Below are 13,918 nucleotides of genomic sequence, written 5' to 3'. Positions count from 1 at the left end.
CTAATATCAATTGCCGTCCTCTCCCTAAAAAAGTTACAATGTATGGTAAGGGGGAATCAGTTATGTTAACTCATTTTCAGTATAAACCGCTATATGAGAACGCAGATATTCCAGGATGGCATTTTTCTTTTTATTACCTTAAACAAAGATATAATGGAATCTATCATCAAAACGGTGCGATCGAATGGTCTGAAACAAAACCAAACGAAGAAGACTTGAAAAAGGTTGAAACTCAAATACATGAACTCATGTTGTACCATGTATATGATAAATAGAAGTAACTATAGGAGTCTGAGATGGCTCCTCTTTTACCATTTCCTTTAAAATTTCATGACTATCAGCACTGAGAGGGCTTCTCTTTTACCATTCTCTTTAACAATCAACGACTATCGGCACTGAGACAGCCTCTCTTTTACCATACTCTTTATGATTCAATGACTATCGGCATTGAGACGGCTGCTCTTTTACATACTCTTTATGATTCAACGACTATCGGCACTGAGTGGGCTGCTCTTTTACCATACTCTTTATGATTCAACGACTATCGGCACTGAGAGGGCTTCTCTTTTACCATTCTCTTTAACAATCAACGACTATCGGCACTGAGACAGCCTCTCTTTTACCATACTCTTTATGATTCAACGACTATCGGCACTGAGAGGGCTTCTCTTTTACCATTCTCTTTAACAATCAACGACTATCGGCACTGAGACAGCCTCTCTTTTACCATACTCTTTATGATTCAATGACTATCGGCACTGAGACAGCCTCTCTTTTACCATACTCTTTAACAATCAATGACTATCGGCGCAACTCCTGGCTCCTAAACTTCCCATGAACCGCTAGTGCCTGGGACAGCCCTGCCTGATTTATAGTAAATGTAGCAAATCATACAAACCCTAAACATAAGGAATGAAAAAATGCTAAAGAAATTACAATCCTATTTTCCAACATCCATACTATTAAATTTACCTCCACAATCATCTTTTGATCAGTACTTTTGGATAAAAGATACTCAGGGTGAGCCTGTTTGGCTTGGAATTCCAAAGAATGATATTCAAGATGAGCAATTAGAGCTATTAAGTACTTTATTTGAGGTTGTTGACTCCAAGCCTTCTTATCAGTTAACAGAAGGAGAAAAGCAATGGCAACAATTCCTTTTCCACGAAGGGACTCCTCCGACAAACATTGGGAAAGAGATTCGATTGATCCACTTCCATATCAGTACTAAAAAAGCGGATTCCACGGAATGGGTCAAAGCCCTAAGAGAGTTTTTCCTTGATTCACCGTTTATCCAATTTGACGAAAAAAGTGGAATCATTATTCTTGATCAGATAGATCTTGGCTATGGTGAAGACGATTTCTATTCTATTAGTTCAACTCTTGAGAATGATTTTTTTATCCGTTTAGAATTTTACATAGGGAAAAAGCGAAATACAGCTCTGGAGATTCGCGATGCCTTCTTCCTCGAAAGAGAGCTCTTTATCGAGGGTCTTTCGCTCTTACCGAAAGAAAGAATCTTTACTTATGAAAAGATTTTTCCATCACTGGCTGCTGCAAGTCTTCCGGCGATTCCCATAAAGCTTCTAGAATCAGATGTGATTGATATTTTACGAAAAGATTCCGAATTATTGGAATCAATGAAAGTATTCCTTGAAAACAATTCAAATACTTCTCTAGCAGCTAAAAAACTTTACATTCATCGAAATACACTGCAATATAGGCTAGAAAAATTTACAGAACTTACCGGAATGAATATTAAAACGTTTAACAGTGCCATCACAATTTATCTTGCCTGTTTACTAGCAGAAAGACCTTCCTCATAATTCTACAAAATGCATAAAAGTGCACAAACTATATTTGTGCACTTTGCCGATGATTAAAACGCTTTCAATTGATAGAGTTAAGTTATCACATTACCACTACATGGGGAGGCAATAATCATGGCTGAGTTAAAATTAGAAAATATCTATAAAATTTATGATAACAATGTAACCGCTGTCACTGACTTCAACTTGCATATCCAAGATAAAGAATTTATCGTTTTCGTTGGTCCTTCTGGTTGCGGGAAATCTACTACACTTAGAATGATCGCTGGTCTTGAAGAAATTTCCAAGGGGGATTTCATGATTGATGGAAAGCGCGTTAATGATACTCCACCAAAAGATCGTGATATCGCAATGGTATTCCAAAACTATGCTCTTTACCCACATATGACTGTTTATGATAATATGGCATTTGGTTTAAAACTTCGTAAGTTTCCAAAGGATGAGATTGACCGTCGCGTGCAAGAGGCAGCAAAAATCCTTGGTCTTGAAGAATATCTAAAACGTAAGCCAAAAGCACTTTCCGGTGGTCAGCGTCAGCGTGTTGCGCTTGGACGTGCAATCGTTCGTGATGCTAAGGTTTTCTTAATGGACGAGCCGTTATCTAACCTTGATGCAAAGCTACGTGTTCAAATGCGTGCTGAAATCGCTAAACTTCACCGTCGTCTTGATACTACGACTATTTACGTAACACATGACCAGACTGAAGCGATGACAATGGCTACTCGTCTAGTTGTTATGAAAGATGGAATTATTCAGCAGGTTGGAGCGCCTAAGGATGTTTACGAAAAGCCAGAAAACGTGTTTGTTGCTAGCTTCATCGGATCTCCTTCTATGAACTTCTTCCATGGAAAGCTTGAAGATGGAAAATTTGTTGCAGGGAAATCAACAATTGCTGTCCCAGAAGGAAAAATGAAAGTCCTTCGTGACCAAGGTTATGTTGGAAAAGACATTATCCTTGGAATCAGACCAGAAGACTTACATGATGAGCAAGTTATGCTTGATGCATCTGTGGGAGCAACAATTAAAATCAATGTTGATGTATCAGAATTAACAGGAGCAGAAACAATGGTTTATTCTTCTTTTGAAGGACAGAATTTTGTTGCTCGTATTGATTCTCGTACAGACATCAAGCCAAACGAAAAAATGGATCTTGCTTTTGACATGAACAAAGTTCACTTCTTTGATAAAGAATCTGAATTAAGAATTCGTTAATAAAAAGGCATATACCTTTAAAAAATAGACCCCAAATTTTGGGGTCTATTCTTTTATCATCATGACTTGATCTTGTCCACAATTCGGACAGACAAAAAGATGTGGGCATTCGCCATTTTGAAAATTATTCGGATATCCATCTTCAAGTTTCATCTCATCGATTGGCATATAAGGGCTGTAGTCATCATAATACTCTGCTTCTCGCCCCTTATTCTCCATTTTACTTCCACAGTTTTGACACTGAGTAGCGTATTGCTCAAACCCATTACAAATTGGACATATCCCCATATTCCTTCCTCCTACTTTCGTTACATACCTTTAGTCTGCAACTTACTCTGATTAGATATGTACATGCAGGGGATTCGAAAAGGAAATAAATACCATAAAAATCAATCGCATAAAAGTGCAATAATCGACTCATAATACAATTAACAACACATCAACAAAACAAAACAGCGCAACACACTTTTAAAAAAGCAAGCCGTTTTACTCCAGAAAACATCATTCACATCGAGGGTTAGGCAGGTGCAATGACTTAAATATAAGTCATCTTGGTTCAAGTCCATACTAACCCAAAAACAACTAGTGAAAACACAAAGGAGGAAACATTAATGGCAAGTAACAATTCTAATCAATTATTGGTTCCTGGTGTTGAGCAAGCTCTTGAGCAAATGAAGTATGAGATTGCTTCTGAATTTGGTGTAAACCTTGGAGCAGAAACAACTTCTCGTGCTAACGGTTCTGTTGGTGGCGAAATCACAAAGCGTCTTGTAAGCATGGCGCAACAACAAATGAGCGGGTCACAACGCTAATAGCAAGATAAGTTCGACAAAGTACAATTTTATATAATGGCTAGCCTCCTTCCTTCGGGAAGGAGGCTTTTCATTTGGCTTTTGCTATTAATGAAAACAATCGACCTGAACACTCTAGATCCTCTGCTCGGTGTAAAAGTTCACAAAAATTTACCCTACTACTAACTCTGCTCTTGAATTTTAATAATTAACTCCACCAAACAGCGCTTATTTAAATCATTTTTTCGGGTTTCACCCATTGTTCGTATTCTTCTTCACTTAAATAACCGGTTTTAAGGGCAGCATCTTTTAACGTTGTATTTTCATTAAAGGCAATTTTGGCTATTTCCGCGGCCTTTTCGTACCCAATATGCGTGTTTAGTGCTGTTACCAGCATTAAAGAATTTTCAACATTGTTTTGAATGGTTTCACGATTTGCTTCCAGCCCCACTGCACAATTTTTATTAAAACTTTTCATTCCATCAGCAAGCAGTTTTACGCTTTGAAGGAAATTATAAATGATGACCGGTTTAAAGACATTCAATTCAAAATTGCCCTGACTAGCTGCAAAGGCAATCGTCGCATCGTTTCCAAAAACTTGAGTAACCACCATCGTTAATGCTTCACTTTGCGTCGGGTTTACTTTTCCGGGCATGATCGAGCTCCCTGGCTCATTAGCAGGTATCCTAATTTCTCCGATCCCACTTCTCGGACCACTTGCTAACCAGCGAACATCATTGGCAATCTTCATTAAATCTGTGGCCAATGCTTTTAACGTACCGTGCATTTGAACTAGTTCATCATGAGAAGTTAAGGCCTGAAATTTATTAGGTGCTGACTGAAACTCTAGGTTCGTTTGATGGGATATTTCTTTTGCCATTAACACTCCAAACTTTTCATCCGCATTAATGCCCGTTCCTACTGCAGTACCTCCGATTGCAAGGTCCTGGAGATACACCAATGAACTTTTAATCATCTTTTCATTCTTTTCAAGCATCGCCCGCCACCCACTAATTTCCTGACCTAAGGTTAAAGGAGTCGCATCCTGAAGATGTGTTCGACCAATTTTAATAATATCAGCGAATTCTTCTTCCTTCTTTTTAAACGTTAACGTCAAATGTTGAAGAGAAGGCAATAAGGTATTTATCATGGCAATTATGGCTGAAATATGCATGGCTGTTGGAAAGGTGTCATTCGAGCTCTGGGACATATTTACGTCATCATTTGGATGAATATTTTCCTTCAACCCTTTATGTTCAAGGATTTCAATTCCTCGCCTCGCAATAACCTCATTCACATTCATATTTGTCTGAGTACCACTTCCTGTTTGCCAAACAACAAGCGGGAAATGATCATCCAATTTGCCTTCTAGGATTTCTGTACAAGCTTGGACAATTGCATTCTTCTGTTGTTCTGATAAATGACCAAGCTGATTATTGACTTTAGCTGCTGCCATTTTAATATGAGCAAAAGCATAAATAACCTCAAGGGGCATGGTTTCAGTCCCAATTTTGAAATTCTGTTTGCTTCTTTGTGTTTGGGCCCCCCAATACTTATCCGCTGGAACCTTGATTTCACCAATTGTATCCTTTTCAATGCGGAAGTTGGTCAAAAGAACTCCTCCTCTGCTTTTTAAGTATTTCTATTCTCAAGCATACCCAGTTATTTCTACAGTTTATAACTAGCTGGTTGATTTAGCCGTCGTGCCGGATATCCTAGCTAACTCCAGTGCCAGATAAAAGAAAAAGCTGAAACCATTTTAGGCTTCAGCTCTTTCTGTGTTACTCTGGTTTGTCGGCAATTGTATATCCGATAAAATAAATTAAGACCATAATACTCGCAATGCTTAATGTAATAGAAAACTCTTCCATTACGTAGGCCCCCATTCATCATTCTTTTCCTTAAAATTATCATATTTATAAGGGGGAATCCGAACTTGAATAGGGCAATTATGTGACATTTTTATGAAGGTTTAACACCAACCATAAGTCCTTCCTTAGACTTCAAAAGTACCTTTTACAATAGCCTCCCCATTATCGACCATGATTTGGCCTTGAGCTATGACAGAGTCAATTTCTAAGCTATCTTTCCGTAAAAGAACAATGTCTGCATCTCTGCCAACTTCAACCTTCCCCTTTTGTTTTAATTTTAAAATCTCAGCTGGGTTTTGGGTGATGACTCGGAGAGCCAGTTCAACTGGTACATTTTCTTTCATAATGCTATCGCGCACTTCCTCATATAAGGAAGAAATCCGACCAATTTTTAATCCAATAAGCTCCCCGGATGAATCAAAATCTGGCAAGCTACCCTGAGCATCTGAGGTAAACGTAATTCTTGAAACATCAACATTAGCTTCTAGCATCCTCCGAAGCGCGATACTACACTTCACTTCACCCTCTTTTTGAAACTTTGGAATAGAGCTTGTCGTGAAATCAACATAACCGCCTTTTTGCGCATACCGAATCCCTGCCTCAAACAATGACTGATTGCGATTGATATGAGTTGGGTAGAATTGGCGAAGAGGAATAGCTGTCTCTTCTACAACCTTTTCAATCAGCTGAAGATGGTCTTCGCTATCTCCTACGTGGATATTCACAACTCCTGATTTTCCAGAAAGCATTCCGCCAATTCGAGCAGCTGAAGCAATCTTTGCCAACTCTTCGGATGTAGGCTGGGAAGACCGATGGTCAGCAATGGCGATCTCTCCTACACCAATAATTTTATCAATTAAAAGGATATCGTCTTCAATTTTTCCTGTTAACGTTTTAACAGGTACTTGATAGGAACCCGTTTGCACATAACAGGTGATCCCTTCTTCTTCAAGAGCACGGGCTTTTGCAATAAGAGAGGCCATGGAGCGAGTTGTTCCATCTGTCCCAATAACGCCAATAACAGTTGTAACACCTGCCAACGTGGCATCTGTTAATTGCATTTCAGGGGTTCTTGTTTTATAACTCCCTTCTCCTCCACCACCGATAATATGAACATGTGCATCAATAAACCCTGGAACAACTATCTTATCTGTTGCATCAATGACTGTTACATCAACAAAACCTGAAGGCTTTTCAATATGATCCTCAATAAAGCCAATCTTGTTCCCAACAAGGAGAAGATCCTTTTTCCCTAAATAGTTCGGAGCATACACTTCTCCATTTTTTATAATAGTTAGCATCCTCTGCCCCCTCTATTTCTCATTAAGCTTCTTCCTTAAGGATGGATATAGTCACCCGTAAATATTCCTTAGATCCATTAAAAATCCTTCTTGAATAACGACCATTGACCTAGTTTAAGATTGACATTCAGGGGTAAAAAACAATATATCGAATTAAAAGGAGTTAAAGATAATGAATGAGATCCTCTCATCCACCGTAATTGTCCGGAATCGGTTTTCCTTCAGGAATATGCTTGATATCCACCAAGTTGTAAAAAAGGTGAACGGGACAGTATTTTTATCTAGCAAACAGAAGGTTGTTGATGCGTCTTCCCTTCCTAAGCTCGTTTCCTTTTTATTAACCATTGACCCACAAACTCACTTGAAAATGATCATTGAAGGAACCAATATTGAACCACATGTCTCACAACTAACAAAGATGCTAGGAAGTGAAACACCATGCAAAAAATACTCTCGCACCTTCATTCAATCTTCCGATACATTCTAAATTTATACGAGTTAGACCATCGTCATAAAAATGGGAAGGCCCATGTCCCCCTTCCCATTTACAGGTTGATTATCATGGTTGCTTGTCTCCTACAGATTGCGACGGAAGTACTCTTTATTGAACATGTCGCACATTTTCTTTTTAATTTTGCAATCATACAAGATATTCCCCCTCTATATGCAGCCGCTTATCTATCCCCCCTGATACATAACCAAATCCAAGATATAAACAATGACAAGAATAACTGGCAAAACATGCATGACATTAGCACAGGTCAGGTCAAGCCAATCCTCTTTATGGCTTATCCCTTCCTCTCCCTATTCCTCAAAAATCCATAACAAACACGAACGCATGCCATATAGCCCGAGTTTTCTACCCAGGAATAATAAGTAAGATTCAAGGTAACCAAATCACAAAAAGCATGAATATAATGCAACTGTTTACCAAAGATTAATTCAGTAATCTATAAATAAAGGTATGTTTAGGCACAGGACAGAGAAAAATAGAATCTATTCGGATTGTGGACGCAGCGAAAAAGTATTTCATTAGGACAAAACTTCTTCCTGTCTCACACAATGTTTCTGTAGACCCACATGACCTTGGTTTGATAGATTTGAAAAGTGTATACATAGTTGGAGGAAATATAAATGGACAGACATGATCAAATAAAATCTGGGGAAAAAGGTGCATGGGTTAGTATTTTAGCGTACCTTGTTCTTGCATCGGTTAAGCTTACAGCCGGTTGGATCTGGCATTCTGATGCGCTTTGGGCAGACGGACTTAATAATAGTACGGATATCATTGCTTCAGTAGCCGTTTTAATAGGTCTAAGAATTTCTCGAAAGCCTGCAGACCAAAACCACCTATATGGGCATTACCGGGCAGAATCGATTGCCTCCCTCGTTGCTTCTTTTATCATGGTAAGCGTTGGGATACAAGTCATCATGGATGGCGTGCAGTCCATCTTTACTGCACAAACCGCAACCCCTGATCTCGTTTCTGCATGGGTTGCCCTTGGCTGCGCAGCAGCAATGTACGCGATATACCGCTATAACTTAAGCTTAAGTAAAAAAATTGATAGTTCCAGCATTCGAGCCATTGCCTACGACAATCGCTCAGATTCCCTTGTTAGCATTGGGGCATTTGTTGGGATTATGGGAGCACAATTCGGAATACCAGTTATTGATACGATTGCAGCTATTATTGTTGGTTTAATTATTTGTAAAACAGCTTGGTCCATCTTTTACGAATCTACCCATACTCTTACAGACGGGTTTGATACCCATTCTTTGGATAGAATCAAAGACACCGTCCAAACTACGAACGGTGTCCATGAAGTTACCGACATTAAAGCAAGGATGCACGGGAATCAAGTCCTAGTGGAAGCGACCATCCGCGTGAACCCAAAGTTAAATGTGATCGAAAGCCATAGTATTACGGAAAAAATAGAGAATCGACTTGAGAAAGAATGCAATGTCCAGAGCGCAACGATCCATATAGAACCACTCACGATTGAATAAGCGACTATCGCTGTCAGAACAAAGTCATAATGAAGATACTGCCATAGGACTCTGGCAGTATTTTTTATTTTAATCACCCCTTTTACAATATTTACTAAAGGATTTTTTAAATAAAGACAGAATAAAGTAGAATACCGTATTTGGTGAAGTGAGGGAGGAAGCCATGCATGCAATAACTCAAAAAAGGTTGCAAGAATTTCTTGAGTTAGAAAAAGATAATCTACTCCTTGAGTGGAATTCCAAGATAAAGGTTGATGGAGATGATCCATATAAAGATGACATGAAAGGGAACGCAACACAAATGTTCCAAATCATCTTAGGGATCTTTTCACAAACAGACCAAGAATTAACGCCTTATATTGAAAGATTAGCAGTAAAAATCGGTGACGAACGTGTACAAGCAAGTAGTAACATAGGGAATTTTGTTTATAATGTGAATCTCGGTCGATCCTTGATTTATGCAAATTTAAACAAACTAGATCTTGATGGAGAACTCCTTCAAGACTCTATTAACAGAATAAATTATTGTTTCGACCATTTCTTATATTACGCAGTGTCTTATTATTCCGAACATAAAAATAAAATCATTGAAGAGAAAACAGAATTTATCAACTCAACACATAAAGACAGATTGACACTCCTTGGGCAAATGACTTCAAGCTTTATTCATGAATTTCGCAACCCACTTACTTCCATCCAGGGGTTTATCCAACTTCTAAAGGCCGACCACCCAGAAATGAAGTATCTTGATATTATAAAAAATGAGTTAGACCAATTAAATTTCAGGATATCTCAATTCCTGCTCTTATCTAAGAAAGAGTTAATCGGAAAAGAGAAAACTCAATTTTCCCTTAATCAAATGATTGATGAAGTGCTAAACTTCCTCTACCCAAGTATTCTTGACACAAACGTGAAAGTCATAAAAGAAACACATGAAGAAATGGAATTAGTCGGGTACGCAGACGAGATCAGACAAGTACTTATTAATATTGTCTTTAATGCCATTGATGTACTAAGCCAATATCGAGAAGATCCAAAAATAGAAATTCGTGCATATACAATCAATCAAGAACATATTAAGCTAGAAATTGCCAATAACGGGCCATCGATTCCAGACAATATGGTGAAATCGATTTTTGAACCGTTTGTGACCACAAAAAAACTAGGAACAGGCTTAGGACTATTTGTATCACGCGAAATTATTGAGAAACATAAAGGTTTTTTAGCTTGTTCTTCTATCCAAGACCGAACGGAATTTGTCATTCTTCTCCCCCTGGCGAAACCTTAATGAACAAAAACCCGTGAATTGGATTCACGGGTTTAATTGCTTATCTCATACAATAGGAATATGCATATCAAAAATTCCTTAATTTAAAAAATCATGAGTGAAAAGAAGAGAATATGGAGGGCCATATGATGTTTACCTTAAAAGTAGATGATGAAATTGAACTTCAACTTTTTGAACTCCAGCACGCTACCGAGCTCTATTGGCTCGTGGACTCAAATAGGCTGTATTTACGTGAATGGCTTCCTTGGGTAGACAATATGGTCTCCCCTGCTTCCTACCATAGTGTTATCCCTTTATGGTTAAAGCAGTTTGCCGAAAACAATGGCTTTAATGCTGGTATTCGTTACAAGGGAGAGTTGGTAGGAAGTATAGGCTTACACCATATTGATTGGAATCATTCACAAACAAGTATCGGATACTATCTGGCACATTCCGCACAGGGAAAAGGCATTATGACACGCGCTGTTAAAGCTTTACTAAATCATCTTTTCTTCAGTTTAGGCCTAAATAGAGTAGAAATTCGCTGTGGAGTTCGCAATTATAAAAGCCGAGCTATCCCTGAGCGTCTTGGCTTTAGTCAGGAAGGAATTATCCGTGACGGAGAAAATCTCTATGGAAAATTCCATGACCTAGCAATTTATGGAATGTTAGCTAGAGATTGGCATAACCTAATATCACCAAATCATTAAAAAATAAAAAAAGAAAAAATTTTCCAGGCAGTTTTCCATCGAAGCTTCATATACTATGCTCCCTACACATACAATATTATAATTAAGCGAGATACCTCAAATTGTGGTATAATAATAGGTAAAATAAAAAAGCTGAGGTGATAGGATGGGGTAATTTGTCGTATCGTTGTCCTAGCAGCAAAAGCTTCGGTCCTGAGTTGGAACTAACATCATTCCTTTCTCTGCCGAAGATGTATGCACTAGGAAACGGCAGAAAGGTAATATATTACATTAGTATTCTATAATTATCGTACGTTTTTTACGGATTACAGGCTTTAATCTTAGTTTATTGGGAGGTGACTCCTTACCTGTAAATCCTTACAGGCTAAGGGATCTATTTGGACATATTTAACTTGGTTTGGATAGCCATTTTAATTGCTTTTACAGCATTTTTTGTTGTATCAGAATTTGCGATTGTGAAAGTGAGAAGTTCCAGGATCGATCAGTTAATTGAAGAAGGTAAGAGGAGTGCAAGTACAGCAAAAAAGGTGATTTCCAACTTGGATGAATACTTGTTAGCTTGCCAGCTCGGAATTACAGTAACCACACTAGCCATTGGATGGCTTGGAGAAACGACTGTTGCTCGAATGTTAGAGCTTGTCTTTCGAAATGTTGAAATCCTTGCCGGCGCTAGCTATGTTCTTTCAATAGGCATCGCGTTTTTATTAATAACCTTCGTGCATGTCGTTGTTGGAGAACTTGCACCAAAAACGCTCGCTGTTCAAAAGGCTGAGGTCGTAACACTTTTAACAGCTCGTCCACTTACTTTGTTCTATAAAATCATGTACCCCTTTATTTGGGTCTTGAAACGCTCTGCGAGAATTTTAACACGTTCTGTGGGGCTAAAAACTGTCTCGGAACATGAACTTGCTCACTCTGAGGAAGAGCTTCGCGTCATTCTATCTGAAAGCTTTAAAAGTGGCGAGATAAACCAATCAGAGTTTAAGTATGTAAATAAAATTTTTGAATTTGATAATCGTATCGCCAAAGAAATTATGGTTCCGCGAACAGAGATCATTTCAATGGAACAAGAAGATACACTTGAGAACTTCTTAAATATCGTGAAAGAAGAAAAATTCACCCGCTACCCAATTATTGATGGCGACAAGGACCATGTTATTGGGTTAGTGAATCTAAAAGAAGTAATGACTGATTTAATTTCGAACCCAGGCGTCCGCAACAAAACACTTGCTGACTACTGTAGACCTATTATTCGGGTGATTGACACGATTCCGATTCATGACCTTTTGGTAAAAATGCAAAAGGACAGAATCCATATGGCGATTCTAATGGATGAATACGGTGGTACCTCAGGTCTAGTTACGGTCGAAGACATCCTTGAGGAAATTGTTGGCGAGATTCGAGATGAGTTCGATATGGATGAAGTACCAATGATTCAGAAGATGAATGATAACCAGTTTATTATCGATGCAAAATTACTAGTAACGGAGTTAAATGAACTTCTAAACATTGAAATTGAAGAAGGCGAGTTTGATACGGTTGGTGGGTGGATGTTGACGGAGAACTTCAATGTTAAACAAGGGGACTCCTTACATTTCGAGTCATATACATTTAAAATTCTCGAAATGGAAGAACATCACATAAAATATATCGAGGTAACCAAACAGGAGCAACAACCGACCACGCTTGAGTCGAATGTTAACTTAAAGAAGTCCGACGGTCGTGATTCCTTTCAAATTCCAAATTCTGAAGTACTTTCATAAGAATTACTTAAGGGGGCTGGATTTCCCCCTTTTTTATTTGCATACAAATCTATAGGATTATGGAATTTACAAAGCCATCTAGGACGACGTCAGTGAAGTCAGTAGCCTGGATGGCTTTTTTACTTGGCTCTTTTTCGAAAAACCGCTAATTTCTACTCGATTTTAAATTTGTGTGCCACTGTACAGATTCTTTATATCATTGGTTCATTTCAATACACATGAAAAAAGAACCTACAATAACTGCAGGCTCTTCCTTGACTATTGATTCTTTTCTTCTTTTAAAATTAATACATCCTCTTCCATTCGCCCCATCATTAGGAGATGGGAATCTAACCGCTTTCGAATCGTATTGATTTGCCTAGTACTTTTATGATCGAGGCTTTCCACGACTCCCTTAAGAATATGTTCAATCTTCTCGTTTTGGAGTTCTTCCATTCGTTCAAGAGCTTCTTTAATATCTGTAATATCAATCTGATTTGAGGTCACACGATGCTCAATGCTATCGACCTTTCCAAGACCATTTAAACGTTTTTCTATTTTATCCACTTTATCACCTAATAGATCCATTTTCGTTTTTACATCTAAAAGAGTTTCAAAAAGTTGGTCTAATTTTTTGTCCATAGTTTAGCTCCCCGTTGTTACTAAATTTAGCCTTATTTTAACATCGTTACCTACTTTAATATGTTACAAAACAAAGAAATCACATTTTTTTATAGCTGGTTTAGAAGAAATGTCATGAAGTATTCAAAACTACTACCCAAAACCTTAGGTTATTAATAAAATTAACAGGGAAATTTTGTTTAAGTATTAAAGGTAATGAAAATTCAAAGTATTTTTTATATAATGGATATAGATAAACGTAACCTCAGCTCCCTCTCTACTTTCTGTAATCACTGCAGAAAGGGTATTAATATGTACTCTAACACTCCCCCTCTTATTTCGAACTTTTGGAATTACCCTTTGATGTTTCTATCATTTTGATTGTATTGATATGATGCTCCGCTCTAGAAACTCCTAAGAAAGTGGCAAAACTTCTTATCATTAGGGGCGATATTGAAAAGCACGCATATATATTTAGAATGAGTTATTTTTCAATGAGAATGTAGGATTGCTAAAAAAACTAAAGCCAAACGAGACTTTATAAAAAACCTTCAAGGTGATGCAGAA

General features: G+C 38.0%; 13 protein-coding genes. 9 read left to right on the top strand and 4 right to left on the bottom strand.

The features are described from left to right. The first annotated feature begins 62 nt into the window (after positions 1-62). The 3 genes from H0185_RS00165 (at position 63) to H0185_RS00155 (ending at position 3,041) form a co-directional block, all read left to right on the top strand. Positions 63-275, top strand: a complete 213-nt coding sequence (locus H0185_RS00165; RefSeq protein ID WP_221870027.1) for a YheE family protein — start codon at positions 63-65, stop codon at positions 273-275. A gap of 645 nt (positions 276-920) precedes the next feature. Next, on the top strand, positions 921-1,826 hold the full coding sequence (locus H0185_RS00160; protein ID WP_221870025.1) for a PucR family transcriptional regulator: 906 nt from the start codon (positions 921-923) through the stop codon (positions 1,824-1,826). Positions 1,827-1,943: 117 nt separating this feature from the next. Next, complete coding sequence (locus H0185_RS00155) at positions 1,944-3,041, top strand: ABC transporter ATP-binding protein (RefSeq protein ID WP_221870023.1); 1,098 nt, start codon at positions 1,944-1,946, stop codon at positions 3,039-3,041. Between the two features lie 45 nt (positions 3,042-3,086). On the opposite strand, the gene H0185_RS00150 is transcribed toward H0185_RS00155, so the two are convergent. Then, positions 3,087-3,329, bottom strand: a complete 243-nt coding sequence (locus H0185_RS00150) for a hypothetical protein (protein ID WP_221870021.1) — start codon at positions 3,327-3,329, stop codon at positions 3,087-3,089. A gap of 323 nt (positions 3,330-3,652) precedes the next feature. Between H0185_RS00150 and H0185_RS00145 the strand changes: the two genes are divergently transcribed. Next, the gene (locus H0185_RS00145) at positions 3,653-3,853 is read left to right on the top strand and encodes an alpha/beta-type small acid-soluble spore protein (RefSeq protein WP_221870019.1); all 201 of its coding nucleotides are present in this window, start codon (positions 3,653-3,655) and stop codon (positions 3,851-3,853) included. A 211-nt stretch (positions 3,854-4,064) separates the two neighbouring features. On the opposite strand, the gene fumC is transcribed toward H0185_RS00145, so the two are convergent. Together fumC and iadA are read right to left on the bottom strand one after the other, a co-directional pair. Beyond that, a complete protein-coding gene (fumC, locus tag H0185_RS00140) occupies positions 4,065-5,444 on the bottom strand; it encodes a class II fumarate hydratase (RefSeq protein ID WP_221870017.1) in 1,380 nt (459 codons plus the stop codon). 384 nt (positions 5,445-5,828) lie between these two features. Beyond that, positions 5,829-7,004, bottom strand: a complete 1,176-nt coding sequence (gene iadA / locus H0185_RS00135; RefSeq protein WP_221870015.1) for a beta-aspartyl-peptidase — start codon at positions 7,002-7,004, stop codon at positions 5,829-5,831. A gap of 172 nt (positions 7,005-7,176) precedes the next feature. Here iadA and H0185_RS00130 point away from each other — a divergent pair, with 172 nt between their 5' ends. From H0185_RS00130 to H0185_RS00110, 5 genes are all read left to right on the top strand, one after another. Beyond that, positions 7,177-7,491 (top strand): HPr family phosphocarrier protein, encoded by a 315-nt coding sequence (locus H0185_RS00130; protein ID WP_221870014.1) that lies wholly within the window; start codon positions 7,177-7,179, stop codon positions 7,489-7,491. A 647-nt stretch (positions 7,492-8,138) separates the two neighbouring features. Next, positions 8,139-9,011 carry a cation diffusion facilitator family transporter gene (locus H0185_RS00125; protein WP_221870012.1) on the top strand — a complete coding sequence of 291 codons (873 nt, stop codon included), beginning with the start codon at positions 8,139-8,141 and terminating at the stop codon, positions 9,009-9,011. A gap of 163 nt (positions 9,012-9,174) precedes the next feature. Beyond that, on the top strand, positions 9,175-10,299 hold the full coding sequence (locus H0185_RS00120; RefSeq protein WP_221870010.1) for a histidine kinase N-terminal domain-containing protein: 1,125 nt from the start codon (positions 9,175-9,177) through the stop codon (positions 10,297-10,299). A gap of 128 nt (positions 10,300-10,427) precedes the next feature. Beyond that, entirely contained in the window at positions 10,428-10,988 is a 561-nt protein-coding gene (locus H0185_RS00115) for a GNAT family N-acetyltransferase (protein ID WP_221870282.1), read from the top strand. A 377-nt stretch (positions 10,989-11,365) separates the two neighbouring features. Beyond that, positions 11,366-12,751, top strand: coding sequence for a hemolysin family protein (locus H0185_RS00110; RefSeq protein WP_221870008.1), 1,386 nt, complete (start codon positions 11,366-11,368; stop codon positions 12,749-12,751). A gap of 258 nt (positions 12,752-13,009) precedes the next feature. Here H0185_RS00110 and H0185_RS00105 read toward each other — a convergent pair whose 3' ends face one another. Further along, on the bottom strand, positions 13,010-13,372 hold the full coding sequence (locus H0185_RS00105; protein WP_221870006.1) for a hypothetical protein: 363 nt from the start codon (positions 13,370-13,372) through the stop codon (positions 13,010-13,012). Positions 13,373-13,918: the final 546 nt, after the last annotated feature.

It is taken from the genome of Mesobacillus maritimus, from assembly GCF_019749255.1.
Taxonomy (GTDB): Bacteria; Bacillota; Bacilli; order Bacillales; family Cytobacillaceae; genus Mesobacillus_B; species Mesobacillus_B maritimus_A.
This window is presented reverse-complemented; position numbering and strand designations above follow the sequence as displayed.